This is a genomic window from Streptomyces sp. enrichment culture (genome assembly GCF_964272855.1).
Lineage (GTDB): Bacteria > Actinomycetota > Actinomycetes > Streptomycetales > Streptomycetaceae > Streptomyces.
On the sequence record NZ_OZ186847.1, the window covers coordinates 5396076 to 5422311 of the forward strand.

Here is a 26236-nt window from a genome sequence, read left to right on the forward strand (position 1 = left end):
GGCGACGGTTACGCCGAGCCGGTCACGCCGAGTCGTGGAGCAGCCGGTCCAGATGGTCACGGCCCCCGTCCAGCAGCTCGGGCAGCGGGGCCGCGGCCTCGTACCAGCGCTTCTCGTACTCCCAGCACAGCCAGCCGTCCCAGCCGTGCCGCGACAGCACCTCCACGCACTCGGCGAGCGGCAGCACGCCCGCGCCGAGCGGGAGCGGGGTCGTGTCGTCGGCGGAGGCGATGTCCTTCACCTGGACATAGCCGAGGTGCGGGGCGAGCGCCGCGTACGTCTCCGAGGGCTGCTCGCCGCCCAGCCAGGTGTGCATCACATCCCACAGGGCGCCCACGTGCCGGTGCCCGACCGGTCCGAGGATGCGGATCGCGTCGGCGCCGGTGCGGTGCGAGTCGTGGGTCTCCAGCAGGATCCGCACGCCCGAGTCGGCGGCCCACTCGGCGGCGACACCCAGGCGGCGGGCGGCCGTCGCGTCGGCCTCCTGCGGCGGCTGGCCCAGCAGGTCCGCGCCGGGGAACACCCGGACGTACGGGGCGCCCAGATCGCGGGCCAGGTCCAGCAGCCCGCGGATCTCCGCCAGCACCGGCTCGTCGTCACCCGGCGCCGCCACGCGCGCGTACCCGGCGAGGCCGAGCAGCCGGACGCCGGACGCCTTGAACTCGGCGGCGACCTCGGCGCGTTCGCCCGGTCCGATGCCGGGGTGCACCGGTTCCTCGCGGTGCGCGCGCAACTCGACCCCGTGATAGCCGTGCGCGGTCGCGAGGCGCAGTACGTCGGGGAGGGGGAGACCGGGGACGCCGAGAGTGGAGAACGCCAGTTTCATACTCAGCGACCCTACTCGCCCCTCCGCCGCGTCACTCCGCTGCCGCGCGCAGATCCAGCCGCCAGTCCTGCCCGACGAGATCCGCGCCGAAGGAGCGGTGCGGCTTCTCGGAGACCAGCGTGAAACCGTGCCGCAGGTAGATCCGCCGGGCCGCCGTCAGGACGTCGTTCGTCCACAGCACCAGCTCCCGGTACCCGACGCCGCGCGCGAACTCGACGACCGCCGTGACCAGCCGGTCGCCGATGCCGAGGCCGCGCGCCTCCGGTTCGACGAGCAGCAGGCGCAGCCGGGCGGTGCCGGCACCGGTCGCCTCGTCCCGTACGCACATCACGGCCCCCACCGGCGCCCCGTCCAGCTCCGCGATCCACACCCGCTCCAGATGTGGATCGTGGTCCTCGGCGAAGTCGGCGACGATCCTCGCCACCAGCCCCTCGTAGTCGGTGTTCCAGCCGTACTCGGCGGCGTACAGCGCGGCGTTTCGCTGCACGATCCAGCCGAGGTCGCCGGGCGCGGGTGCGCGCAGCACGACGTCCTCCGGCCGGGGCGCGGACCGCTCCCCGGACAGCAGCGCGCGGACCGTCCGCAGCGCCTCCGCCAGCCGCGGCCGGTCCTCCGGCGCGACCCTGATCAGCAGCTCGCCGACCGCCTGCCGGGCCCGCTCGTCCAGCAGATCGGCTATCTCCCGCCCCCGCGCGGTCAGCCGGATCCGCCGCCGCCGCGGATCCCGCTCCGACGGGCCGCGCTCCACCAGCCCGTCCTGCTCGAACTTGTTGAGGATGCGGGTCAGGTACCCCGCGTCCAGTTGCAGCTGGGTGCGCAGGTCGGCGACGTCGGTGCGGGGGGAGTGCGCCAGCTCGTACAGCACGCGGGACTCGGTGAGGGTGTACGGGGCGTACAGGTGGCGGCCGTAGTCCAGCGCGCCGATCACGTTCGTGTAGAAGCGGTTGAAGGAGCGGATGTCCTGGACGGTCATGGTCGGCCCCGATGGCGACTCGGTGAGTCTTTGACTCAGTCAGAGGTTCCGTCGGTGTCGAGCGTAGACCCGGGGCCGCTCCCCGTCCACGGCCGGCGGCCCGCCGATCACTCCGCCGCGGCGCGCCGATAGACATTCACCAGCGTGCCGGTGTCGGACTTCGTCGTGGAGACCAGCTCGAACGGGAACTTGCCGCCCTCGGCCGGGAAGATCGACTTGCCGCCGCCGAGCACCACGGGCATCACGATCAGCCGCAGCTCGTCGGCGAGCCCCTCGGCGATCAGTGTGCGCGCGAGGGTCGGGCTGCCCATCACCAGCAGCCGGCCGCCGTCGCCCTCCCGCAGCTTGCGCAGCTCGGCGACCGCCTCGGAGCCGGGGATGCGGACGGAGTTGTCCCAGGTCAGGTCGGAGTCGCTGAGGGTGTCGGAGACGACGTACTTGCGGATGGAGTTCATCCGGTCGGCGAACGGGTCCCCCGCCCGCTCCGGCCACGCCGACGCCATCGTCGCCCAGGTCCGCCGCCCGAAGAGCAGCGCCTCGGCGTCCGCGAGCGCCCCGTCGAAGGCGCCGCCGACGACCTCCGGGTCGAAGTACGGGTGCGTCCAGCCGCCGTGCGCGAAGCCGCCGTCGGTGTCCTCCTGCGGACCGCCGGGGGCCTGGACGACGCCGTCGAGGCTGATGAACTCACTGATGACGATGCGCATGGTGGTGTCTCCCGGGATGGCTGATGTGCTGTCGGAGGTAAGACGGCCGACGGGGCCGAAAGTAATCGCCCGAGAGGAAGAAATCCTGAGACCGGTCAACTCTGCCCCTCGTCCGCATAGGCGAAACGCGATATGCACCTAGTCAAACTTGACTAGACTGCCGGCATGGCCGAGACGACGATCCCGATCCTGCCCTGCCGGACACTCCAGCCCGTCCTCGACTTCTACACGGCCCTCGGATTCGAGGTGACCTTCCGGCAGCGGAGCCCGAACCCGTACGCGGCCGTCGCCCGCGGCGGCGTCCGGCTGCACTTCTTCAGCATGAAGCGCTACGACCCCGCGCAGTCCCACAGCACCTGCTACATCCGCACCGACGAGATCGACGCGCTGTACGACTCCTTCCGGGCCGGCCTCAAGGCGGCGTACGGAAAGGTCCCGGTCCGCGGCCTACCGCGCCTCGGCCCGCTGAAGGACACCTCGCACGGCATGCGCCAGTTCCTCCTGACGGACCCGGGCGGCAACTGCCTCCGCGTCGGCCAGGAGATCAGCGAGCACCACCACCACCGCCCGGCCCCCGAGGAGACCTTCGCCAAGGCCCTGCACCACGCCGCCCTCTTCGCGGACTCCAGGGACGACCCCCGCGCCGCGGTCGCGGTCCTCGACCGCGCACTGAACCTCCCGGACGAGCGCCCCACCCCGGTACAGCTGCTGCGCCTCCTCGTCCTCCGCGCGGACCTCGCCGCCCGCCTCGGCGACGACACCACCGCCGCGTCCACCCTCGCGACGGCCGCCACTATCCGACTCACCGACGAAGACCGGGCATCCCTACGGGACGACCTCCACCGCCTGGCGGAACTGCGAGACCTGCTCACCACCGCCGACGCCGAGCACCGGGAGCCGCCCCGGCGCCCGTGACGGCGCGCAGGCCCCCTGGGTCCGGCGGCAACCCTGAAGGCCCCGCACGCTCCAACCGCAGGCGCCCGCCCCCTCAGCCCCGCGGCACTCCCGAGGATCCCCGCACCATCAACTCCCCCCGCACGGTCGCGATTCCGCCGGGCGGCGGTTCCTCGCGGGTCATCGCGATGCGGCCGGCGCGGGCTCCCGCCTCGGCCAGGGGCAGTCGTACCGTCGTGAGGGAGGGCACCGCGTCGATGCTGAAGGGCAGGTCGTCGAAGCCGGCGACGGAGACGTCCTCCGGGATGCGCAGCCCGGACTCGCGCAGGGCGGCGCAGGCGCCGAGGGCGACGGAGTCGTTCGCGGCGACCACCGCGGTGATCGTCGGGTCGCGGCGCAGGAGTTCGAGCGTGGCCTCGTAGCCGGAGCGGCGGTCGTAGCGGCCGTGGACCGTCCAGCGGGGGTCCTCCTCGATGCCCGCGGCGGCGAGCGCGGCGCGGTGGCCCTCCAGACGGTGCCGGGTGGTGGTGCGCTCCTCGGGGCCGGCGATGTAGCCGAGCCGCCGGTGGCCGAGGCCGAGCAGGTGTTCCGTCAGTTCCTTGCCGCCGCCGCGGTTGTCGAAGGTCAGGGCGACGGCACCGGTGTCGGGCGCGGGCGGGCGCCCGCACAGCACCACCCGGGTCCCGGCCTCGGTCAGCTTCCGCAGCTTCGCCGCGACGGCCGCCGCGTGCGGCGCGTTCTCGACGGCCCCGCCGGTCAGCACCACGGCCGCCGCGCGCTGGCGTTGCAGCAGCGTCAGGTAGGTCAGTTCGCGCTCCGGTGAGCCACCGGTGTTGCAGACGACGGCGAGCCGTTCGCCGCCCGCGCGCCCGCCGGGCCCGCCGATCTCGGACTGGATGGCGCCGGCCATGATCCCGAAGAACGGGTCGGCGATGTCGTTGACGAGGATGCCGACGAGGTCCGACGTCGCGGCGGCGAGCGCGCTCGCGGGGCCGTTGAGGACGTAGTCCAGTTCGTCGACCGCCTTCAGGACCCGCTCCCGGGTCGAGGCGGCCACGGGATAGTTCCCGTTCAGCACGCGCGACACCGTCGCGGGCGAGACCTGGGCGCGGGCCGCCACGTCCGCCAGGGTCACCGTCATCTCGTCGTCCTCCGGTCGCGCGTCTCGCGCATCTCGCGCATCTGTCGTACCTCGTCGTACGTCGTCGGCGTAGCAGGCGTCGCGGGGGAGGTCGTCTCCCCGTCACGACGTCGTACACGGCCTCTTCCCCGCTCACGGTTCCGTGGCCGCTCACGGTTCCGTGCAGACCATAAGCCCGACGGCCCCGCTTGTTCGCCCCCTCGAACAAGTCGAGTGTGCAGTGGGCTTGTCCGGACCCCTGCCGAGAGGCTAGCTTCTCATTACATAGAAAGCGCTTGCTGTACCGCTCACCAGTCAGTGCCAGGGGGCGTACGCGGCGCGCACACCCCGCGTACGACGCCTACGAAGGGACCGACGTGACACGCAAGACGGTGCGTATCGCCATGAACGGTGTGACCGGGCGCATGGGCTACCGCCAGCACCTCGTCCGCTCCATCCTCGCCATCCGCGAGCAGGGCGGCCTCGACCTCGGCGACGGCACCGTGCTGTGGCCGGAGCCGGTCCTGGTCGGCCGCCGCGAGCACGCGCTCAAGGCGCTCGCCGAGAAGCACGGCCTGGAGCACGTCTCCACCGACCTGGAAGCGGTCCTCGCCGACCCGGCCGTCGACATCTACTTCGACGCCCAGGTCACCTCGGCCCGCGAGGAGGCGATCAGGAAGGCCATCGCCGCCGGCAAGCACATCTACACCGAGAAGCCCACCGCTACCGGCCTCGACGGCGCCCTGGAACTGGCCCGCCTCGCCCACGCCGCCGGCATCAAGCACGGCGTCGTCCAGGACAAGCTCTTCCTGCCGGGCCTGCTGAAGCTGAAGCGCCTCATCGACGGCGGCTTCTTCGGCCGCATCCTGTCCGTCCGCGGCGAGTTCGGCTACTGGGTCTTCGAGGGCGACTGGCAGACCGCCCAGCGCCCCTCCTGGAACTACCGCGCCGAGGACGGCGGCGGCATCGTCGTCGACATGTTCCCGCACTGGGAGTATGTGCTCCACGAGCTGTTCGGCCGGGTGCGCTCCGTCCAGGCCCTCACCGCCACCCACATCCCGCAGCGCTGGGACGAGAACGACAAGCCCTACGACGCGACGGCGGACGACGCGGCGTACGGCATCTTCGAACTCGACGGCGGCGCCATCGCCCAGATCAACTCCTCCTGGGCGGTCCGCGTCAACCGCGACGAACTGGTCGAGTTCCAGGTCGACGGCACCGAGGGCTCCGCCGTCGCCGGCCTGCGCAACTGCCGCGTCCAGCACCGCAGCGCCACCCCGAAGCCGGTCTGGAACCCGGACATCCCCGCCACCGAGGTCTTCCGCGACCAGTGGCAGGAAGTCCCCGACAACCAGGAGTTCGACAACGGCTTCAAGGCCCAGTGGGAGCTGTTCCTGAAGCACGTCCACGCTGACGCCCCCTACCACTGGGACCTGCTCGCCGGCGCCCGCGGCGTCCAGCTCGCCGAGCTGGGCCTGCGGTCCTCGGCCGAGGGCCGCCGTCTCGACGTACCGGAGATCTCGCTGTGACCATCCAGCTCCCCGACTCCAAGGGCGGGCTGCGGGCGTACGAACCGCGCACCGAACCCCTCGCCGTCACCCCCGGCGCCGCCTTCACCTCCCGTAAGGTCTTCTCCGCGGCGCACGTCGTCGCCGACCCCTACGCCGACATCACCCCCGACTCCCCGGCCGCCGTCGACTGGGACGCCACCCTCGCGTTCCGCCGCCACCTGTGGTCGCACGGACTCGGCGTCGCCGAGGCCATGGACACCGCCCAGCGCGGCATGGGCCTCGACTGGGCGGGCGCGGCCGAGCTGATCCGCCGGTCCGCCGCCGAGGCCAAGTCGGTCGGCGGCCTGATCGCCTGCGGCGTCGGCACCGACCAGCTCGCCTCCGGCACCCCCGCGGAGGTCCGCGCGGCCTACGAGGAGCAGCTCGCCGTCGTAGAGGAGGCCGGCGCCCAGGCGATCCTGATGGCGTCCCGCGCGCTGGCCGCCGCCGCGCAGAGCCCCGAGGACTACCTGGAGGTCTACGGCCACCTCCTCCGCCAGGCCACCGAACCGGTGATCCTGCACTGGCTCGGCCCCATGTTCGACCCGGCGCTGGAGGGCTACTGGGGCTCCTCCGACCTGGACGCGGCGACCGACACCTTCCTGGAGGTCATCGCCGAACACCCGGACAAGGTCGACGGCATCAAGGTCTCCCTGCTGGACGCCCAGCGCGAGATCGACCTGCGCCGGAGGCTGCCGCGCGGCGTCCGCTGCTACACCGGCGACGACTTCAACTACCCCGAGCTGATCGCGGGCGACGACCAGGGCTTCAGCCACGCCCTGCTCGGCATCTTCGACCCGCTCGGCCCGCTGGCCGCCGAGGCGGTCCGGGTCCTCGACACGGGAGACGTGCCGGGGTTCCGCGCCCTGCTCGACCCGACCGTGGAGCTGTCCCGCCACCTCTTCCAGGCGCCCACCCGCTTCTACAAGACGGGCGTGGTCTTCCTGGCGTGGCTGGCCGGCCACCAGTCCCACTTCACCATGGTCGGCGGCCTGCAGTCGGCCCGCTCCCTCCCGCACTTCGCCCGCGCCTACGAACTCGCCGACGGCCTCGGCCTGTTCCCCGACCCCAAGCTGGCGGAGGAGCGCATGAAGACCCTGCTGGCGATGTACGGAGTGACCCGGTGAGCGCGTCGTCGGAACGCTTCTCGATCAACCAGATGACGGTGAAGCAGCTGTCGATGCCCGAACTGACGTCGGCCTGCGCCGACCTGGGCGTCCGCAACGTGGGCCTGTGGCGCGAGCCGGTCCAGTCGTACGGCGTCGAGGCCACCGCCAAGCTGGTCCGCGACGCGGGCCTGACGGTGACGACCCTGTGCCGGGGCGGCTTCATCACGGCGATCGACCCGGAGGCGCGCTCGGCGGCCCTCGCCGACAACCGCCGGGCGGTCGACGAGGCGGCGGCACTCGGCACCGACACCCTGGTCCTGGTCTCCGGCGGCCTGCCCGCCGGCTCCAAGGACCTGCACGGCGCGCGGGAACGCATCGCCGACGCGCTGGCGGAACTCGGCCCGTACGCGGAGCAGCACGGCGTACGGCTCGCCATCGAGCCCCTGCACCCGATGTACGCCTCCGACCGCTGCGTGGTGTCGACCCTCACCCAGGCCCTCGACCTCGCGGAACGCTTCCCCGCCCACCAGGTCGGCGTCACCGTCGACACGTACCACATCTGGTGGGACGACCGGGCCCCGGAACAGATCGCCCGCGCGGGCGCGTCCGGCCGCATCCACACCTTCCAGCTCGCCGACTGGACCACCCCCCTCCCCGAGGGCGTCCTCAACGGCCGCGGCCAGATCGGCGACGGCGCGATCGACATGCGCGAATGGAAGTCCTACGTCGAGGCCGCCGGCTACACCGGCGCCATCGAGGTGGAACTGTTCAACGACGAGCTGTGGGCACGGGACGGGCGGGAGGTGCTGGCGGAGACCGCCGCGCGTTTCGTCGAACACGTGATGTGACCGAGCAAGCGATTTCCTCGAACACGTGATGGAGTGAAGTCCTCCGTGTGATGCTCGGAGGCATGTACACACAGCTGGGCACGGTCACCGCACTCTGGCGCTACCCCGTCAAGGCCATGCTCGGTCAACGCCTCCGCGCCGCCGATCTCACCGCCCACGGCATGGCGGGAGATCGGCGGCTTGCGTTGCTCGACCCGGACAGCGGACGGTCCGTCACCGCGGTCCAGCCCCGGCTGTACCAGACGGTGCTGCGGTGCGCCGCGGCCATGGACGAACAGGGCGTGGGCGTCCGGCTCCCGGACGGCACCACCGTGCACAGCACGGACACCGACGCCGACACCGCGCTCTCGGCCTGCGTCGGCAGGCCCGTCACCCTCGCCCCCGCACCCGTACCCGCCTCCCTCTTCGAGGGCGCGCCGGTGCACCTGATCAGCACGGCCACCCTGAAGCGCCTGGCCGCCGAGAACCCGCGCGGTCTCGCCGAGCCCGAGCGGTACCGGCCCAACCTGCTGGTGGACACCGGCGGCGACGGCTTCGTCGAGAACGACTGGATCGGCCGCGAGCTGCGCGTCGGCGACGAGGCCGTGCTGCGCGTGGTCGCCGGAGCACCCCGCTGCGCCATCCCGACCATGGTCCACGGGAACCTGCCCCGCGACCCCGAGGCACTGCGCGTCGTCCGCCGAACCAACAGCATGCCCGCCCAGCCGGGCCGGGAGCCGGAGCCCATCGCCGGGGTGTACGCGGAGGTGGTGCGGGTGGGGAGGATCGCCGAGGGGGACGCCGTACGGGCGTGAGAACCGCGCGGTCGGAAAAATCTTGGAAACGCCGTGCAACCATCTCCCCACCACGCCGGTCGTACTAGGCATCAGGACTTCTGGAGGGGGATCCGGGGGGATCGCGGGGGTTCTGACAGAGGGGGTGAGCCGAGGGGCCCGGTCGACGACCGGGCCCCTCGAAGCATCCGCAGAGATCGAAGCATCGGCGAGCGCTCGGAAGAACACCCCGCTCAGAAGAACACCCCGCAACGCAGCAGCACGTTCGCGTACGGCCGTACCTCACCCGTGCGCACGACCAGCCGCGCGCCCGCCGAAAGTTCCTTCAGGCGGGCGTGCTGGACCAGGGTCAGCTCCGGGAAGTGTTTCTCCAGCAGCTCCGCCGCCGCCGGGTTCACCTCCCGTACCTCCGTCGCCGCCGTGGCGCCCTCGACGACCAGCTCCTCCAGCAGGCCCTCCAGCACCTCCGCGAACGACGGCACCCCGGCCCGGAAGGCCAGGTCGACCACGCGCGGGCCGTCCGGTATCGGCAGGCCGGCGTCACAGACCAGCACCCCGTGCCCATGGCCGAGTTCGGCCAGCGCCCCGGCGAGATGGCGGTTCAGGATCCCGGCCTTCTTCACAGCGCCGCCACCTCCGCCGCCGTCGGGTACGACTCCTGTGCGCCCGCCCGCGTGACGGCCGCCGCACCGACCCGCGCCGCGTACGCCGCCGCCCGCGCGAGCGGTTCCCCGGCACCCAGCCGCCACGCCAGCGCCGCCGTGAACGCGTCACCCGCGCCCGTCGTGTCCACGGCGTCCACCTTCACGGACGGCACCCGCGCCACACCCTCCGACGACGCCACCAGCGCGCCCGCCGCGCCCAGCGTCACCACCACCGAACGCGGGCCCTCGGCGAGCAGCAGCCGCGCCCAGCCCTCCGGCTCGTCACCGGCGCAGGACTCGCCGAGCAGCACTTTCGCCTCGTGCTCGTTGACGATCAGCGGGTCGCAGGCGGCCAGCACCTCGGCGGGCAGCGGGCGGGGCGGAGACGGGTTCAGCACGAAGCGGCTGCCCGGGGACAGGCTCCGTACGACCTCCCGAACCGTCTCCAGCGGGACCTCCAGTTGCGTCGAGACCACCCGGGAGGCGTGGAAGAGGCTGCCCGCCGCGCGGATGTCGCCCGGCGTCAGCCTCCCGTTCGCGCCGGGTGACACCACGATGCTGTTGTCGCCGGACGGGTCGACGGTGATCAGCGCGACGCCGGTCGGCGCCCCGCCCACCAGCACGCCCACCGTGTCCACGCCGGCCGCCCGCTGCGAGTCCAGCAGCAGCCGGCCGTACGCGTCGTCGCCGACCCGGGCCAGCAGCGCCGTACGGGCACCGAGCCGGGCGGCGGCGACCGCCTGGTTGCCGCCCTTGCCGCCGGGGTGCACGGCCAGGTCGGAGCCGAGCACCGTCTCGCCGGGGCCGGGCCGCCGCTCGACACCGATCACCAGGTCGGCGTTGGCCGACCCCACGACCAGGAGGTCGTAGTCGTACATCAGTTGACTCCCCGTGTGTCAGCCGCCGAAGCCGGCCACGTTCTCCTCGGTGACCACCTTCACCGGCACCTTCACCATCTCCGCGGTCTTCTCGCCGTCGGCGGCCCGCAGTGCGTTGCGCACCGCGATCCGGCCCAGCTCCTTCGGCTGCTGCGCGACGGAGGCGAACAGCGTGCCCGACTCCACCGCCTTCAGCCCGTCAGGCGTGCCGTCGAAGCCGACGACTTGCACGGACCTGCCGGCCTTGGAACCCAGCGCCTTGATCGCGCCGAGCGCCATCTCGTCGTTCTCGGCGAAGACGCCGTCGACGTCCGGGTGGGCCTGAAGCAGGTTCGTCATCACGTCCAGGCCCTTGGTGCGGTCGAAGTCGGCCGGCTGCTTGGCGACCACCTCGATGCCCGGGAACTCCTTCAGCCCGGCGGCGAAGCCCGCCCCGCGCTCACGGCTGGCGGACGTGCCCGCCTGGCCCTGCAGGATGACGATCTTCCCCTTGCCGCCCAGCTTCTCGGCGAGCGCGCGGGCTCCGAGCCTGCCGCCCTCGACGTTGTCGGAGGCGACCAGCGCCGCCGTGTCCGCCCTGTTGACGCCCCGGTCGACGCCCACGACGGGGATGTCCGCCTTGTTCGCCGCGCGCACCGAGGGGCCCGCCGCGTCGGAGTCCACCGGGTTCACGATGATCGAGCCGACGCCCTCGCTGGTGAAGTTCTGCAGCTGGTTGGCCTGCTGCGAGGCGTCGTTCTGCGCGTCCGTCACGGTCAGGTCCACGCCCAGCTTCTCCGCCTCCTCCTCGGCACCGGCTCGGATCTGCACGAAGAACGGGTTGTTCAGCGTCGACAGCGACAGACCGACCTTCTCGTTCTTCGCCGCCGAGGACCCGTTGTGCAGCAGCGAGGTCGCACCGACGACCGCCGCCGCGACCACCGCCGCGAGCACGTACGTCAACGCCTGCCTGCCCTTGTCACCCCCGCCGCCGGCCACCGGGGTCGCCGCCCCGGCCTTGCGCCGCACCGTGTCCAGCAGCACCGCCAGCGCGATCACCACACCGATGACGACCTGCTGCCAGAACGCCGACACCGACAGCAGGTTCAGGCCGTTGCGCAGCACCGCCAGGATCAGCGCGCCGATCAGCGTCCCCGACGCCTTGCCGGTGCCGCCGGCCAGCGAGGCGCCGCCGATGACGACCGCCGCGATCGCGTCCAGCTCGTAGCCCTGCGCGGCCTGCGGCTGCGCCGAGGACAGCCGGGACGCGAGCACGATGCCCGCCGCGGCGGCGAACAGGCCGGACAGCGCGTAGATGGCGAGCTTCTGCTTCTCCACCCGCAGCCCGGACAGACGGGCCGCCTCCTCGTTGCCGCCGATCGCGTACATCGAGCGGCCGATGTACGTCCGGCCCAGCACGAACGCCGTGAGCAGCCCCATGACCACCATCACCAGCACCGGCACGGGCAGCCAGCCGCCCAGCGTGTCACCGAGATGCGACACCGACTCCGGGAACGCGATCGGGGAGCCCTGCGAGATCACCAGGGACAGACCGCGGGCCACCGACAGCATCGCCAGCGTGGCGATGAACGGCGGGAGTTTGCCGTACGAGATCAGGAAGCCGTTGACCAGGCCGCAGGCGATGCCGGTGGCGACGGCGAGGAGCACCGCCAGCGCGACCGGCACGCCCTCGCTGGTCGCGCTCCACGCCAGAACGGTCGCGGACAGCGCCGCCACCGAGCCGACCGACAGGTCGATGCCCGCCGAGACGATGACGAAGGTGACGCCGAAGGCGAGGATCGCGGTGACGGCCGCCTGGACGCCGATGTTCAGCAGGTTGTCCGTCGTCAGGAAGTCCCCGGACAGCGCCGACAGCGCGACGACGAGGACGATCAGCGCGGTGAGCGCGCCGTTGTCGAGCAGCAGGCGGCGCAGGCCGCCCGAGGCGGAGGCGCCACCCGCGCCCGCCTTGCTGTGGAGCGTGTCAGTGGCCACGGGAGGCCTCCGTTTCAGTGGAAGGGGTGGGGGCGGCGGGGGCGCTGACGGCGAGCGCCATGACGGCGTCCTGGGTGGCCTGCCCGGCGGCGAGTTCCCCGGCGATCCGGCCCTGCGCCATGACCAGGACCCGGTCGCTCATGCCGAGGACCTCCGGCAGATCGCTGGAGATCATCAGCACGGCGGCGCCCGCGGCCGTCAGCTCGTTGATCAGCTGGTAGATCTCGACCTTCGCGCCGACGTCGATACCGCGCGTCGGCTCGTCGAGGATCAGCACCTTGGTGTCGGCGAGCAGCCACTTGCCGATGACGACCTTCTGCTGGTTGCCGCCGGACAGGGTGCGCACATGCTGCCCGAGGCCCGCCATCCGCACGCCGAGCTGCCCGGCGATCCGCGCGGCGGCCTCGCGCTGCCCCTTGAGGTCGACGAGCCCCGCGCGGGTGGCCTTGCGCAAGGTCACCAGCCCCAGGTTCTCCTCGACCGAGGCGTCCAGCACCAGCCCCTGCCCCTTGCGGTCCTCGGGGACGAGCCCGATCCCGGCGGCCATCGCCGCGTTGACGTCGTGCCCGCGCAGGCGACTGCCCGCGACCTTCACGGCACCCTCGTCGTACGGATCGGCCCCGAACACCGCCCGCACGACCTCCGTCCGCCCGGCGCCGACGAGCCCCGCGACACCGACGACCTCACCGGCCCGCACCTCGAAGCTGACGTCGTGGAAGACACCGTCCCGGGTGAGCCCCTCCACGGAGAGCAGCGCGGGGCCGGTGTCGGCGCGCTCACGCGGATACTGCTGCTCGATCGACCGCCCGACCATGAGCCGCACGAGCTCGTCCTCGGGGGTGGAGGCGGGCACCTGCCCGACACTGCGCCCGTCCCGGATGACGGTCACCCGGTCCCCGAGGGCGGCGATCTCCTCCAGGTGATGCGTGATGAACACGATCCCGACGCCGTCCTCGCGCAGGGCACGCACGATCGCGAACAGCTTCTCCACCTCTTCGGTGGTCAGTACGGCGGTCGGCTCGTCCATGATCAGCACACGCGCGTCGAGACTGAGCGCCTTGGCGATCTCGACCATCTGGAGCCGCGCGATACCCAGATCCCGGACACGCGCGCGTGGCGACACGTCGACCCCGACGCGCTCCAGCAGCACGGCGGCCTCGGCCTCCATCCGCTTCCGGTCGATCATCCCGAGACGACGCGGCGGCCGGCCCAGGAAGATGTTCTCGGCGACGGTGAGGTCGGGGACGAGATTGAACTCCTGGTAGATGGTCGCGATCCCGAGCCGCTCGGCGTCCTGCGCCCCGCCGATCCGCGTCTCCTCACCCCCGACCACGATCCGCCCGGCGTCGGGACGGTAGGCGCCGGACAGCATCTTGATGAGCGTGCTCTTGCCGGCGCCGTTCTCGCCGAGCAGCACATGCACCTCACCGCGGCGCAGATCGAAGTCGACACCGTCGAGGGCGACCACGCCGGGGAAGGTCTTGCGGATGCCTTCGATACCCAGCAACTCGTCGGGGGCGCTCACGGCGTACTCCTTCGTACGGGGGAGGGGGTTTCACCGCAGGAGCGGCGTACGACGAGTCGGGCGTGCAGGGTCACGGACCGCGGGGTCCGCCCCTCGATGCGGTCCACCAGGGCCCGTACGGCGGCCCGGCCCAGCTCGCCCGTCGGCTGGGCGATCGCCGTGATCGGCGGATCGGTGTGCACGAACCAGCGGATGTCGTCGAACGCGGCGAGCGCGATGTCGTCCGGTACGCGCAGCCCACGCGCGCGTACGGCGTCCAGCGCGCCGAGCGCCATCAGGTTGTCGGCGGCGAAGACGACCTCGGGCGGCTCGGGCAGGTCCAGGAATCCCTCGGTGACCCGGCGTCCGCTCTCGGCCTGGAAGTCGCCCTGACCGATGTAGGCGTCGGGGAGCGGCAGCCCGTATTCGGCCATGGCCTCCCGGAACGCGGCCACGCGCTCGCTGCCGGTGGTGGTCGCGGCGGGGCCCGCGATGATGGCGAGCCGCCGGTGCCCGAGCCCGTGCAGGTGCGCGACGAGGTCCCGTACGGCGTCCCGCCCGTCCGCGCGGACCACGGGTACGTCGACCCCGGGGATCCACCGGTCCACGAACACCATCGGCGTCCCGGCGCGGGCGGCGTCCAGCATCAGCGGGGAGCCGCCGTCCGTGGGGGAGACGAGCAGCCCGTCGATCCGCCGGTCGAGCAGCGTACGGACGTGATGATCCTGGAGCTCGGGCCGCTCGTCGGCGTTGCCGATGATGACGCTGTAGCCGAGCGCGCGGGCCTCCTCCTCGACGGAACGGGCCAGCTCGGTGAAGTACGGGTTGAGGACGTCGCTGATGACCAGGCCGAGCGTTCGGGTCTGATCGGTACGCAGCGACCGGGCGACGGCGTTCGGCCGATACCCCAGCGCCTCGACGGCGGCCAGCACACGGGCCCGCGCGTCGGCACTGACCGACGGATGATCGTTCAGTACCCGCGAGACCGTGGCCACGGAGACGCCGGCCTCGGCAGCGACGTCCTTGATGCTCGCCATCGCCGGTTCCACCTCCTTGTGGAATCGATTACATCGGTGTTGGGAGTGATTGGAATCGATTACACGGGGGTTAATCAAGCCTGGGGAGCGTTGTCGCAACCAGATCGTGATGTGGGGTGCTCAGATGAGCAGGGAGGGGGCGCGTCGGCGGGGTGGGGGCACGCCGGGTGGGCTTGGCGGCTTTCGGCCGGTGGGGGGTGCGGGAGGAGGGGGTGGGTGGGCGGCTGCGGTGATGGGCGGGGGGTGGTTTGGAAGGTTTGGGACGCCGGGTGGGAGAGGGCGGGGGAATCGGGGGCGGGGGTGGCCGTGAGGGGCTGGCCCAAAGTTACCGATCGTCCGGGTTGGCCTGAGGTGGCCGGTGGCTCTGGGTGCTCATTGCTCCTGGCGGAGCTTGTCGAGCTCCTTCGCGAAGGCCTTCATCTCCGCGATCAAATGGTCGCGTGCGGTCGCCTGCGTCTTGTCGCCCTGGTCCTTGAACGCGTCGCTGAAATGTGGCTGGAGTCGGGTCCACCAGCCGAAGTCCAGCATCGCCCATGCCTGCGGACACAACGGGGCGCGGGTTTTCGGGAGGTAGCCCGCGTCGACCAGGGGCGCGTAGAACTTCTCCGGGTCGCTTCCCTCCAGGTAGCAGAGGAAGTTGAAGACGCGTTGCTGGGTGACGGGGTGATCGCTCGAGAGCCCTTCCAAAGTCAGCTTGCCCTCCTCGCGGGCGATCTCGTCGAAGAGGAGTGCGGCTGCCAGCGATGGGCCCGGTCCGACCTCGTTGACGGTGTAGAACGAGGCGAATCCGTCGGCGGCGTCCTCTTCGAGGCCGAGGTTGGCGAGCAGGAGCTGACGCTGGAGGGCGTGGCCCATCTCGTGGCCGAAGACGAACTGGGTCGACAGTGCGGTCAGGTCGTCGGTGTTGTAGCTGGCCGGGGGGAACGGGGCGGGACGCTCGACCGTTTTGACCACCTTGCCGAGGACTTCTTGGATCTGGGTCAGGAACGGCGGGGGCACGAAGACCGTCCTGCCGTCGGGCTGGGTGACCGCGTCGGTGACCCCCGGCGGGACCTTGTCGGTGACCTTCACGACCAAGTCGTGCGGGAGGGCGACCGAGTCGTTCACCCAGTCGGCGACCTGCTCCAGCACGCGGGACTTCCGGATGACGGTCACGGCCTGCTGGTCCTTCGGCTTGATCGTGTCGTCCTCGTAGACGACCGTGACCTCGCCGTTCGCGTCGTCGGCCTTGTCGCTGCCGGCGGCGCAGGAGACGACTGTGAGGCCGGCGATGAGCAGTGCCCCCGCGAAAGGTGTCCTCCACATGGTCGAGTGCAGAGCTCCCTCGCAGATCCGGAACCAGCTGAGCGTCGGCCCCGCCCGGGGTGACACGCCCAGCATGTCCACGCATCTCGACGCCTGTCGCGCCGGGCTCCTCCAACGGGTGACCGAGCCCGGCACCGGCTCACTCCGTGGCGAACAACCCCGCCGCGTCCGCAGCATGTACGGCTCGCTGCGCCCAGACCTCCAGCTGGTCGAGGTCCGTGCAGGCGTCCACGCGCTGCCGGGCGTCGTCGGACACCGGGATGCCGCGCCATTCCAGGATGCGGAGCACCATCTGACGGCGGTCCTCGATACGGCCTTCCTCCCGCCCCTCTTCCCGGCCTTCCTCCCGGCCTTCCTCTCGTACCTGCTCGGCCAGCGGGTGTCGCCAGAAGTACTGGATCGCCGTCATGAGGTCCCTCCACATCTGCTTCGCCTGGTCATCTGCCAGGCATGAGTCGACGAACTGCACGAAGACCGCGGCACTGTCGGAGTCGATGGTCCGCAGGGCGGATGCCAGGGCTTCCAGTATGGCCGGGGCCTGCTTGCCACGCCCGTGTGTCATGGCCGAGAGCACCGCGAGGGGTACGTCCCTCTCGGCTTGCCGTTCGTCCGCGATCACCGGCACGTTGTCCGGGCCCAGCACAAGCGGTCGTACCGTCAGGGAGTCCCAGCCCGGGAAGCCGAATCGGATCGGCTGCGAAGCCCACTTCGCTGTGGCGCGGCTCTGGGTGATGACGATGAGCACCGGCTCGCACCGGTACTTCTCGTACAGGTAGGACAGGTAGTAGGGCCGGCTGCCCCGCTTGCGGGGGTCCACCTCCCCCTGCGATTCGACGACGAGGAGGTACGTGCCCTCGTCCGTCTCCGCTCGCAGCAGCGTGTCCACTCGGTGCTCGACCGGTTCGATCTCCGTCAGGTCGACTTCAGCGCGGCGATCTCCCGTGGCTCGGGGAACGGCACGTGCAGTACCCGCTGTAACGCCCGGGTCAACAACGCCGGGTCCTTCTGGAAGATCCGGTGCAACGCCTCATGCGACGAACCGACCATCACGCTGCCTCCAACTCGCACCACACGTACTTCCCCCGGTTGCCGTGACTTGCCAGCGGGTGCCACCCCCACAGAGCGGCGCAGGCCCGTACCAGTGCGAGCCCCCGCCCTTCCTCCAACTCCGCCGCCTGCTCGCAGGTCACCGGTGGTTCCGGTGGTTCCGGATCCGTGTCCCACGCGCCGATGCGGAGCGTCCCCGGCGGTGTCCAGCGCACTCGCAGCGCGGCCGGCCCCTTGGTGTGCCGTACGGCGTTGGAGACCAGCTCCGTCGCCAGCAGCTCGGCGGTTTCGGTGAGGTTGCTCAGTCCGTGCATGGTCAGGATCAGGCGGAGGGTGCGGCGGCTGATGGTGACGGCGCGGAGGTCGTTCGGGATGGAGAGGGAGTACACCCACGGTTCGTTATCGGGCATGCGTCAACTCCGTCAGGTCGGTTGGGAGTCATGGGGGGCGAGCGGTGTCTTGCCGCGCCGTCATGGCAGGAGGGAGCGGTGCGCTTCCGGTGCCCCGGTTTCGCACGGTGTGCGTTGCGTCACCGACGGTAGACCTAGATTTACAGGTCGAGCAAGCCGGTCGCGTAACCTGACGCTCGAACGAGTCGCCCTCGCAGGCGCGTTGAGTCGAGGAGCAGTGAATGGCGGGTTTGAGGCGCGAACCAACGGCACGCCAGGTTCGCCTGGGAGCCGAGCTGCGCAAGCTCCGTAACGCGGCTGGCCTTACGGGCCGCGAGGCTGCGGCAGCACTCGGGGTGAGCTCCGCCCAGATCAACCAGATCGAGTCCGGCCTCAGCGGGGTGAGCGAGAAGCGCCTGCGTCATCTTGCAGCCAACTACGGCTGCTCGGACGGGGCGTTGGTCGATGCCCTCGTGGCTATGGCGACCAACCGCTCCGGTGGCTGGTGGGAGAAGGAACGAGGCCGTCTGCCCACGCCTTTCCTGGATCTGGCCGAACTGGAGCACTACGCGACTTTCCGCTGGGACGTGGACTTCCTGCACGTCCCGGGCCTCCTACAGACGGAGGCCTACGCTCGAGCACTCTTCTCCTATGTGAACCCGGAGTTTCCGCAGAGCGAGGTTGAGCGCTGGGTGGAGCACCGAATGAGGCGTCGCGTCATCATCGAGCGACCCGACCCGATCCCGTACGAAGCGGTGATCCACGAGGCGGCGCTGCGCATCCGGGTCGGTGACCGCGCCGCAGCACGCGCCCAGCTCATGCGGGTGCTCGAACTCTCCGAAGCCGCCCATGTCACCGTGCGCGTGATCCCCTTCGACCTGGACGGCTTTGCCGGGGCCGGGAGCGTCATGGTGTACGCCGGCGCTTCGATCCCCAACCTGGACACAGTCGTGCGCGATGGCCCCAACGGGCCTTACTTCATCGACGCCGCAGCTCAACTCGATCGATATCGAACGCTCTTCCGTAGGGTAGAGGCCGTATCACTCGAACCTGAGCGCTCGCGTGAGTTCATCCACGGGCTGGCAAAGGAGCTGTGAAGAGCATGCCCACTCCGCACATCTGGAAGAAGTCGTCCTTCTCTGGTGGCGGCCAGGGCGACGCCTGCGTCGAGGTCGCCCACCGTCACCCCCGCATAGCCATCCGCGACTCCAAGGCCCCGGCCAGAGCTCACCTCACGTTCCCGGCCGACGCCTTCACCGCCTTCCTCGAAGCCCTGAAGAAGCCAACGCAGGCACGGCCATGACCATCCCGGCCACCTGGCGGAAGTCGTCCTACTCCGGCGGCGGCGAAGGCGACGCCTGCGTGGAGGTCGACCACCGTCACCCCCGCATAGCCATCCGCGACTCCAAGACCCCGGCCAGAGCGATCCTCACCTTCCCGGCCGACGCCTTCGCCGCCTTCCTCGAAACTCTCAAGAACCCCCCGCGCCCCTGACAAGTACCCCCTGTCACACCCCACCGGTACCGTCGGATCATGCCCAACCAGACGGCAGCCGCCCCCGGCGAGCGACGACTCGCCGTCCTTGAAGGTGTGCTCGAACGGATCACGTACGCCAATGAGGAGAACGGCTACACGGTCGCCCGTGTGGACACCGGCCGCGGTGGTGGTGACCTCCTCACGGTCGTCGGTGCGCTGCTCGGTGCGCAGGTCGGGGAGTCCTTGCGCATGGAGGGCCGCTGGGGGTCGCATCCCCAGTACGGCAAGCAGTTCCATGTGGAGAACTACACCACCGTGCTGCCGGCGACCGTGCAGGGTATCCGCCGGTATCTGGGGTCCGGGCTGGTGAAGGGCATCGGGCCGGTCTTCGCCGACCGGATCACGCAGCACTTCGGCATGGACACCCTGAAGATCATCGAGGAGGAGCCCAAGCGGCTCATCGAGGTGCCGGGGCTCGGGCCGAAGCGGACCAAGAAGATCGCCGACGCGTGGGAGGAGCAGAAGGCGATCAAGGAGGTCATGCTGTTCCTGCAGACGGTGGAGGTGTCCACCTCCATCGCCGTGCGGATCTACAAGAAGTACGGCGACGCCTCCATCGGCGTGGTGAAGAACCAGCCCTACCGGCTCGCCGCCGACGTCTGGGGCATCGGGTTCCTCACCGCCGACAAGATCGCCCAGTCGGTCGGCATCCCGCACGACAGCCCGGAGCGCGTGAAGGCCGGGCTTCAGTACGCGCTGTCCCAGTCCGCCGACCAGGGCAACTGCTATCTCCCGGAGGAGCGGCTGATCGCCGATGCCGTGAAGCTGCTCCAGGTCGACACCGGGCTCGTCATCGAATGCCTCGCTGAACTGGCCGAGCCGGGCGAGGACGGCGGCGATCCCGGGGTCGTACGGGAGCGGGTGCCGGGGCCGGACGGCTCCCCGGATCCCGTGACCGCCGTCTACCTGGTCCCCTTCCACCGCGCCGAACTCTCCCTCTCCGCCCAGCTCCTGCGTCTGCTCCGCACCGAGGAGGACCGGATGCCGGGCTTCCGGGACGTCGACTGGGGCAAGGCGCTGGGCTGGCTGAAGGGGCGTACCGGCGCCGATCTCGCGCCCGAGCAGGAGGCCGCCGTCAAGCTGGCGCTGACGAAGAAGGTGGCCGTGCTCACCGGTGGGCCCGGCTGCGGCAAGTCGTTCACCGTGCGGTCGATCGTGGAGCTGGCCCGTGCCAAGCGGGCCAAGGTGCTGCTGGCCGCGCCGACCGGCCGGGCCGCCAAGCGGCTCGCCGAGCTGACCGGCGCCGAGGCCTCCACCGTGCACCGGCTGCTGGAGCTGAAGCCGGGCGGCGACGCGGCGTACGACCGGGACCGGCCGCTGGACGCCGATCTGGTCGTCGTCGACGAGGCGTCGATGCTGGATCTGCTGCTCGCCAACAAGCTCGTGAAGGCCGTGCCGCCGGGCGCCCATCTGCTCTTCGTCGGGGACGTGGACCAGCTGCCCAGCGTCGGTGCGGGGGAGGTGCTGCGAGACCTGCTCGCCGACGGCAGCCCCGTTCCCGCCGTTCGTCTCACCCGGGTCTTCCGGCAGGCCCAGCAGTCGGGCGTCGTCACCAACGCGCACCGGATCAACGCCGGTCAGCACCCGCTCACCGACGGCCTCAAGGACTTCTTCCTCTTCGTCGAGGACGACACGGAGGAGGCCGGACGGCTCACCGTCGACGTCGCGGCCCGCCGGATTCCGGCCAAGTTCGGGCTCGATCCGCGCCGGGACGTGCAGGTGCTGGCACCGATGCACCGGGGGCCGGCGGGCGCGGGCACGCTCAACGGGCTGCTTCAGCAGGCCATCACCCCGGGGCGGCCGGATCTGCCGGAGAAGCGGTTCGGCGGGCGCGTTTTCCGTGTCGGGGACAAGGTCACCCAGATCCGTAACAATTACGAAAAAGGGAAGAACGGTGTCTTCAACGGCACCGTCGGTGTCGTCACCTCCCTCGACCCGGTCGACCAGCGCCTGACGGTGCTGACGGACGAGGACGAGGAGGTGCCGTACGAGTTCGACGAACTGGACGAACTGGCCCACGCCTATGCGGTGACCATCCACCGCTCGCAGGGCAGTGAGTACCCGGCCGTGGTGATCCCGGTCACCACGGGCGCGTGGATGATGCTCCAGCGCAATCTGCTCTACACGGCGGTGACCCGGGCCAAGCGGCTGGTCGTCCTCGTCGGTTCGCGCAAGGCGATCGGCCAGGCGGTGCGGACGGTGTCCGCCGGACGGCGGTGCACGGCGCTCGACTTCCGGCTCTCGGGCGGGTCGCCGGCGGCGTGAGATCGGGCATCCCGGGGCGTGTTCGTGAGCGGGACAGAAAAATGATCGATCAAACGAGTCGCAAACGTCACAGAGGACTTCCGGATGGCGAATCAAGGGGGCAGGATGTGCAAGTTGGCGGCACTGAGTGCCGCCGATAAGCCCAATGGTCGACCCCGAGTGCACTCTCCTGCGCCAAATGGGGGATGGTAGAGACAGTCAGGGCACCTCGAAGAAGAGGCACAACGTCGGTGAGGGATGACGTGAGCGACAACTCTGTAGTACTGCGGTACGACGGCAGCGAGTACACCTACCCGGTGATCGACAGCACCGTCGGCGACAAGGGCTTCGACATCGGCAAGCTCCGCGCCCAGACCGGTCTCGTGACCCTGGACAGCGGCTACGGCAACACGGCCGCCTATAAATCCGCCATCACGTACCTCGACGGCGAGCAGGGCATCCTCCGGTACCGCGGCTACCCGATCGAGCAGCTGGCCGAGCGCTCCACCTTCCTGGAGGTCGCCTACCTGCTGATCAACGGCGAGCTGCCGACCGTCGACGAGCTGTCCTCGTTCAAGGACGAGATCACCCGTCACACCCTGCTGCACGAGGACGTCAAGAACTTCTACCGGGGCTTCCCGCGGGACGCGCACCCGATGGCGATGCTGTCATCGGTGGTCTCCGCGCTGTCCACCTTCTACCAGGACAGCCACAACCCGTTCGACGAGCAGCAGCGCAACCTGTCCACGATCCGCCTGCTCGCCAAGCTCCCGACGATCGCGGCCTACGCTTACAAGAAGTCGGTCGGCCACCCGTTCGTCTACCCGCGCAACGACCTCGGCTACGTCGAGAACTTCCTGCGCATGACCTTCTCGGTGCCCGCGCAGGAGTACGAGCTGGACCCGATCGTGGTCTCGGCGCTCGACAAGCTGCTGATCCTGCACGCCGACCACGAGCAGAACTGTTCGACGTCGACGGTCCGCCTGGTCGGTTCCTCGCAGGCGAACATGTTCGCCTCGATCTCCGCCGGCATCAACGCGCTGTGGGGCCCGCTGCACGGCGGCGCCAACCAGTCGGTGCTGGAGATGCTGGAGGGCATCCGCGACGCCGGAGGCGACGTCGACTCCTTCATCCGCAAGGTGAAGAACAAGGAGGACGGCGTCCGCCTGATGGGCTTCGGCCACCGGGTCTACAAGAACTTCGACCCGCGCGCCAAGATCATCAAGGCCGCCGCGCACGACGTGCTGTCCGCCCTCGGCAAGTCCGACGAGCTGCTGGACATCGCGCTCAAGCTGGAGGAGCACGCGCTCGCCGACGACTACTTCGTCTCGCGCAACCTCTACCCGAACGTCGACTTCTACACCGGCCTGATCTACCGGGCCATGGGCTTCCCGACCGAGATGTTCACGGTCCTGTTCGCCCTCGGCCGGCTGCCGGGCTGGATCGCCCAGTGGCACGAGATGATCAAGGAGCCGGGCTCCCGCATCGGCCGCCCGCGCCAGATCTACACCGGCGTGGTCGAGCGTGACTTCGTGCCCGTCGAGGGGCGCTGAGCCGTAGCGCGCTGACGCCTCGGGCCCCGTATCCGGTTCGCCGCCGGTGCGGGGCCTTCGCGTACCCCGAGGAGAGAGCAAGTGAAAGGCGCCCCGGTGCGCCGGTCCCCCCACGGGCCGACGACCAGGGCGCCTTCCCGTGTCCCGGTGCGGATTCCCCCCACGGGATCCGGCCGGGCGTCTGTGAGACCAGCGCCTGAATCGCTGTCTGAGCACAATGAGCAGAACTCGTCGCGCTCGGGTCTTGCCTGTTCGGTTGTCGTTCGTCCGGCGTTCGTCCGTCGTTCGTGACTGCGGTCTGCCGGGACAACGCACGCTGGGAGGGCCGCTCAAAGCTTCCCGGTGTACGTGCCCCGGCAACGCATCTCTGGAGAGGTCCCCCAAGACATCCCCAGATGCCAGCCGACGCCCCCCAAGACGCCTTCTGACATCGCCAACTTAGACCTTCGAACCCCTTCGATGGTTACGTTCACATCACTGTGATCTGCGTCTCTTGCATATGTCCCAATAGATACGTAAGAGGCCCGATACGACGAACGGGGCTCAAGCGTAAGGATGATGCGCGAGCCTTGTGAAGAGCTTATGTGAGGCTTGCGTCGGAATGAAGAGGGGTCTCGCGGAACGTGCGCAGTCGCAGGCTGTTCGTGACCACGAACACCGATGAGAAGGCCATCGCCGCCCCCGCGATCATCGGGTTCAGCAGACCCGCTGCGGCCAGCGGCAACGCGGCGACGTTGTAGCCGAACGCCCACACGAGATTGCCCTTGATGGTGCCCAGGGTCCGGCGGGCGAGCCGGATCGCGTCCGCGGCGGCCCGCAGATCACCGCGGACCAGGGTCAGATCGCCGGCCTCGATCGCCGCGTCGGTGCCCGTGCCCATCGCGAGCCCGAGATCGGCGGTGGCGAGCGCGGCCGCGTCGTTGACGCCGTCACCGACCATCGCGACCGCACGGCCCTCCGCCTGGAGCCGCCGGACGACGGCCACCTTGTCCTCGGGCAGCACCTCGGCGATCACCTCGTCGACGCCGACCTCCGCGGCCACGGCCTCGGCGACCGCCTGGCTGTCGCCGGTCAGCAGCACCGGCGTGAGCCCCAGCGCGCGCAGCTCGCGCACCGCTTCCGCGCTGGTCTCCTTCACCGCGTCCGCGACGGCGAGCACGCCGCGCGCCGCCCCGTCCCAGCCGACCACGACGGCCGTACGACCGCCGCGCTCGGCCCGCTCCTTCGCCGACGCCAGCTCCTCGGGCAGCCGCCCGTCGAAGAGCCGGCCCACGGTCACCTCGTGACCTTCCACATGCCCGCGTACGCCCTGCCCCGGCAGGTTCTCGAACCGCTCGACCCCGGGCAGCGCCCCGGCCCGCTCCTCGGCACCCGCTGCCACCGCGCGGGCGACGGGGTGTTCGGAGGCGTGCTCGACGGCGCCCGCGAGGCGCAGCAGCTGCTTCTCGTCGGTGCCGTCGGCGGCGTGGACGTCCTGGAGGGTCATCCGGCCGGTCGTCACGGTGCCGGTCTTGTCGAGGACGACGGTGTCGACGCGGCGGGTCGACTCCAGGACCTCGGGGCCCTTGATGAGGATGCCGAGCTGCGCCCCGCGGCCCGTGCCGACCAGCAGCGCGGTCGGCGTGGCGAGGCCCAGCGCGCACGGGCAGGCGATGATCAGGACGGCGACGGCGGCGCTGAACGCGGCGACGGTGTCGCCGGTGGCGCCGAGCCAGCCGCCGAAGGTGGCGACGGCGATCAGCAGTACGACGGGCACGAAGACCGCGGCGACCCGGTCGGCGAGCCGCTGCACCTCGGCCTTGCCGTTCTGCGCGTCCTCGACCAGCCGGGCCATCCAGGCGAGCCGGGTGTCGGCGCCGATCCGGGTGGCCTCGACGACGAGCCGGCCCCCGGCGTTGACGGTGGCGCCGGTGACGGTGTCGCCGGCGGTCACGTCCACCGGCACGGACTCGCCGGTCAGCATGGAGGCGTCCACGGCGGACGCGCCCTCGACGACGGTGCCGTCGGTGGCGATCTTCTCGCCGGGCCGTACGACGAACCGGTCGCCGACCGCCAGCCGGTCGACGGGTATCCGCACCTCGCGTCCGTCCCGCAGCACGGCCACGTCCTTCGCGCCCAGCTCCATCAGCGCCCGCAGTGCGGCGCCCGCGCGGCGTTTGGCGCGGTCCTCCAGGTAGCGGCCGAGGAGCAGGAACGCGGTGACGCCGGCGGCGACCTCCAGGTAGATGGTGGCGGCGCCGTCGGTGCGGGAGACGGTCAGGTCGAAGCCGTGCCGCATGCCGGGCATGCCCGCGTCGCCGAGGAACAGGGCCCACAGGGACCAGCCGAACGCGGCGAGGGTGCCGACCGACACCAGCGTGTCCATGGTGGACGCCGCGTGCCGGGCGTTGGTCCAGGCGGCCTTGTGGAAGGGCAGGCCGCCCCAGACGACCACGGGTGCGGCGAGGGTCAGGGAGAGCCACTGCCAGTTGTCGAACTGGAGGGCGGGGACCATCGCGAGCAGCACGACGGGCACGGCGAGGGCGGCGGAGACGACGAGTCGCTGCCGCAGCGCCGCGAGCTTCGGGTCCTGCTCCGGCCCGTCCGGCCGTACGGCTCCGGGGGCGGGCCGGGGCGGTGGCGGTTCCTCCGCGGTGTAGCCGGTCTTCACGACGGTGGCGATCAGGTCGGCGACCTCGACCCCGGCGGGGTAGGTGACCTTGGCCTTCTCCGTCGCGAAGTTCACCGTGGCGGTGACCCCGGCCATGCGGTTCAGCTTCTTCTCGACGCGGGCGGCGCAGGCGGCGCAGGTCATGCCGCCGATCAGCAGCTCGACCTCGGACGCCGGCGGGGCGTCCACTGGGGTGTCTGTGGTGGTCATCTCGGGGCTCCGGACGACGGACCGGACCGTACGGCGAGCGGGTCGGCGCTCGGTACGGCCCGGTGTCGGAAGGTGTGGCGGACTGCCGCTCAGGCGCGGCCGACCAGCTCGTACCCGGCCTCGTCGACGGCGGCGCGCACGGCTTCCTCGTCCAGCGGGGCCTCGGAGACGACGGTGACCTCGCCGGTGGCGGCCACAGCCTGCACGGAGGTCACGCCCGGGAGCTGGGTCAGCTCCGCGGAGACGGAGCCCTCGCAGTGTCCGCAGCTCATCCCGCTCACCTTGTAGACGGCGGTGACGGATCCCTGGGTGTCGGTCTGGGCGGTCATGTCGTTACTCCTCGTCGAGGCGTATGGGGTTGTGGTGACCCCCGAGGAGGGGCTCACACCATTCACACTATACCCCTAGGGGGTATTAATCCAAGAGGGGTCCCGGCGCGTCGTCCCGGTGGGGGGGCGTTACCGTTCC

The 26236-nt window shown here is 70.8% G+C and carries 23 protein-coding genes and 1 pseudogene; 10 read left to right on the forward strand and 14 right to left on the reverse strand.

The genetic code is table 11. The features are described 5' to 3' along the window. Positions 1–22 precede the first annotated feature (22 nt). The 3 genes from ACSU6L_RS23765 to ACSU6L_RS23775 all read right to left on the reverse strand — a co-directional run bounded on the left by ACSU6L_RS23765 (position 23) and on the right by ACSU6L_RS23775 (position 2503). A complete protein-coding gene (locus ACSU6L_RS23765; protein WP_437059834.1) occupies positions 23–826 on the reverse strand; it encodes a sugar phosphate isomerase/epimerase family protein in 804 nt (267 codons plus the stop codon). 31 nt (positions 827–857) lie between these two features. Further along, entirely contained in the window at positions 858–1799 is a 942-nt protein-coding gene (locus ACSU6L_RS23770; protein WP_437059836.1) for a bifunctional helix-turn-helix transcriptional regulator/GNAT family N-acetyltransferase, read from the reverse strand. 107 nt (positions 1800–1906) lie between these two features. Next, positions 1907–2503 (reverse strand): dihydrofolate reductase family protein, encoded by a 597-nt coding sequence (locus ACSU6L_RS23775; protein WP_437059838.1) that lies wholly within the window; start codon positions 2501–2503, stop codon positions 1907–1909. A gap of 165 nt (positions 2504–2668) precedes the next feature. Here ACSU6L_RS23775 and ACSU6L_RS23780 point away from each other — a divergent pair, with 165 nt between their 5' ends. Continuing rightward, positions 2669–3418: a bleomycin resistance protein gene (locus tag ACSU6L_RS23780; RefSeq protein WP_437059840.1), complete on the forward strand. Its 750-nt coding sequence runs from the start codon at positions 2669–2671 to the stop codon at positions 3416–3418. Positions 3419–3491: 73 nt separating this feature from the next. Here the strand turns inward: ACSU6L_RS23780 and ACSU6L_RS23785 are convergent, their stop codons facing one another. Beyond that, on the reverse strand, positions 3492–4538 hold the full coding sequence (locus tag ACSU6L_RS23785) for a LacI family DNA-binding transcriptional regulator (RefSeq protein ID WP_437059842.1): 1047 nt from the start codon (positions 4536–4538) through the stop codon (positions 3492–3494). 356 nt (positions 4539–4894) lie between these two features. Between ACSU6L_RS23785 and ACSU6L_RS23790 the strand changes: the two genes are divergently transcribed. The 4 genes from ACSU6L_RS23790 (at position 4895) to ACSU6L_RS23805 (ending at position 8818) form a co-directional block, all read left to right on the forward strand. Next, positions 4895–6046 carry a Gfo/Idh/MocA family protein gene (locus ACSU6L_RS23790; RefSeq protein WP_437059844.1) on the forward strand — a complete coding sequence of 384 codons (1152 nt, stop codon included), beginning with the start codon at positions 4895–4897 and terminating at the stop codon, positions 6044–6046. Continuing rightward, a complete protein-coding gene (locus ACSU6L_RS23795) occupies positions 6043–7194 on the forward strand; it encodes a dihydrodipicolinate synthase family protein (RefSeq protein WP_437059846.1) in 1152 nt (383 codons plus the stop codon). The genes ACSU6L_RS23790 and ACSU6L_RS23795 overlap by 4 nt, the downstream gene beginning before the upstream one ends. A 32-nt stretch (positions 7195–7226) precedes the next feature. Further along, a complete protein-coding gene (locus ACSU6L_RS23800) occupies positions 7227–8024 on the forward strand; it encodes a sugar phosphate isomerase/epimerase family protein (protein WP_437065021.1) in 798 nt (265 codons plus the stop codon). A 62-nt stretch (positions 8025–8086) separates the two neighbouring features. After that, positions 8087–8818, forward strand: a complete 732-nt coding sequence (locus tag ACSU6L_RS23805) for an MOSC domain-containing protein (RefSeq protein WP_437059848.1) — start codon at positions 8087–8089, stop codon at positions 8816–8818. 212 nt (positions 8819–9030) lie between these two features. Here the strand turns inward: ACSU6L_RS23805 and rbsD are convergent, their stop codons facing one another. The 8 genes and pseudogenes from rbsD to ACSU6L_RS23845 form a co-directional block, all read right to left on the reverse strand. Next, complete coding sequence (rbsD, locus tag ACSU6L_RS23810) at positions 9031–9420, reverse strand: D-ribose pyranase (RefSeq protein ID WP_437059850.1); 390 nt, start codon at positions 9418–9420, stop codon at positions 9031–9033. Further along, entirely contained in the window at positions 9417–10319 is a 903-nt protein-coding gene (locus ACSU6L_RS23815; protein ID WP_437059852.1) for a ribokinase, read from the reverse strand. The genes rbsD and ACSU6L_RS23815 overlap by 4 nt, the downstream gene beginning before the upstream one ends. Before the next feature lie 18 nt (positions 10320–10337). Next, entirely contained in the window at positions 10338–12293 is a 1956-nt protein-coding gene (locus tag ACSU6L_RS23820; protein ID WP_437059854.1) for an ABC transporter permease/substrate-binding protein, read from the reverse strand. Continuing rightward, positions 12283–13818 carry a sugar ABC transporter ATP-binding protein gene (locus ACSU6L_RS23825; protein WP_437059856.1) on the reverse strand — a complete coding sequence of 512 codons (1536 nt, stop codon included), beginning with the start codon at positions 13816–13818 and terminating at the stop codon, positions 12283–12285. Before ACSU6L_RS23825 ends, ACSU6L_RS23820 begins: the two co-directional genes overlap by 11 nt. Beyond that, positions 13815–14834, reverse strand: a complete 1020-nt coding sequence (locus tag ACSU6L_RS23830) for a LacI family DNA-binding transcriptional regulator (protein ID WP_073938405.1) — start codon at positions 14832–14834, stop codon at positions 13815–13817. The genes ACSU6L_RS23825 and ACSU6L_RS23830 overlap by 4 nt, the downstream gene beginning before the upstream one ends. Positions 14835–15206: 372 nt before the next feature. Further along, on the reverse strand, positions 15207–16139 hold the full coding sequence (locus tag ACSU6L_RS23835) for a DUF4344 domain-containing metallopeptidase (protein WP_437059859.1): 933 nt from the start codon (positions 16137–16139) through the stop codon (positions 15207–15209). Between the two features lie 139 nt (positions 16140–16278). Further along, positions 16279–17186, reverse strand: a pseudogene (locus ACSU6L_RS23840) (hypothetical protein). Further along, positions 17186–17596, reverse strand: coding sequence for an ATP-binding protein (locus ACSU6L_RS23845; protein WP_437059861.1), 411 nt, complete (start codon positions 17594–17596; stop codon positions 17186–17188). Before ACSU6L_RS23845 ends, ACSU6L_RS23840 begins: the two are co-directional and overlap by 1 nt. A gap of 221 nt (positions 17597–17817) precedes the next feature. Here ACSU6L_RS23845 and ACSU6L_RS23850 point away from each other — a divergent pair, with 221 nt between their 5' ends. The 5 genes from ACSU6L_RS23850 (at position 17818) to ACSU6L_RS23870 (ending at position 22908) form a co-directional block, all read left to right on the forward strand. Then, a complete protein-coding gene (locus tag ACSU6L_RS23850; RefSeq protein WP_437059863.1) occupies positions 17818–18672 on the forward strand; it encodes a helix-turn-helix domain-containing protein in 855 nt (284 codons plus the stop codon). Positions 18673–18677: 5 nt separating this feature from the next. Further along, entirely contained in the window at positions 18678–18878 is a 201-nt protein-coding gene (locus ACSU6L_RS23855) for a DUF397 domain-containing protein (RefSeq protein WP_437059865.1), read from the forward strand. After that, positions 18875–19069, forward strand: a complete 195-nt coding sequence (locus ACSU6L_RS23860; protein ID WP_437059867.1) for a DUF397 domain-containing protein — start codon at positions 18875–18877, stop codon at positions 19067–19069. The genes ACSU6L_RS23855 and ACSU6L_RS23860 overlap by 4 nt, the downstream gene beginning before the upstream one ends. A gap of 39 nt (positions 19070–19108) precedes the next feature. Then, on the forward strand, positions 19109–21376 hold the full coding sequence (recD2, locus tag ACSU6L_RS23865; RefSeq protein WP_437059869.1) for an SF1B family DNA helicase RecD2: 2268 nt from the start codon (positions 19109–19111) through the stop codon (positions 21374–21376). 242 nt (positions 21377–21618) lie between these two features. Beyond that, complete coding sequence (locus ACSU6L_RS23870) at positions 21619–22908, forward strand: citrate synthase (RefSeq protein ID WP_437059871.1); 1290 nt, start codon at positions 21619–21621, stop codon at positions 22906–22908. A 580-nt stretch (positions 22909–23488) separates the two neighbouring features. Here the strand turns inward: ACSU6L_RS23870 and ACSU6L_RS23875 are convergent. Beyond that, positions 23489–25768 carry a heavy metal translocating P-type ATPase gene (locus ACSU6L_RS23875; RefSeq protein ID WP_437059873.1) on the reverse strand — a complete coding sequence of 760 codons (2280 nt, stop codon included), beginning with the start codon at positions 25766–25768 and terminating at the stop codon, positions 23489–23491. 89 nt (positions 25769–25857) lie between these two features. After that, positions 25858–26097 (reverse strand): heavy-metal-associated domain-containing protein, encoded by a 240-nt coding sequence (locus ACSU6L_RS23880; RefSeq protein WP_365510626.1) that lies wholly within the window; start codon positions 26095–26097, stop codon positions 25858–25860. Between the last annotated feature and the right edge of the window lie 139 nt (positions 26098–26236).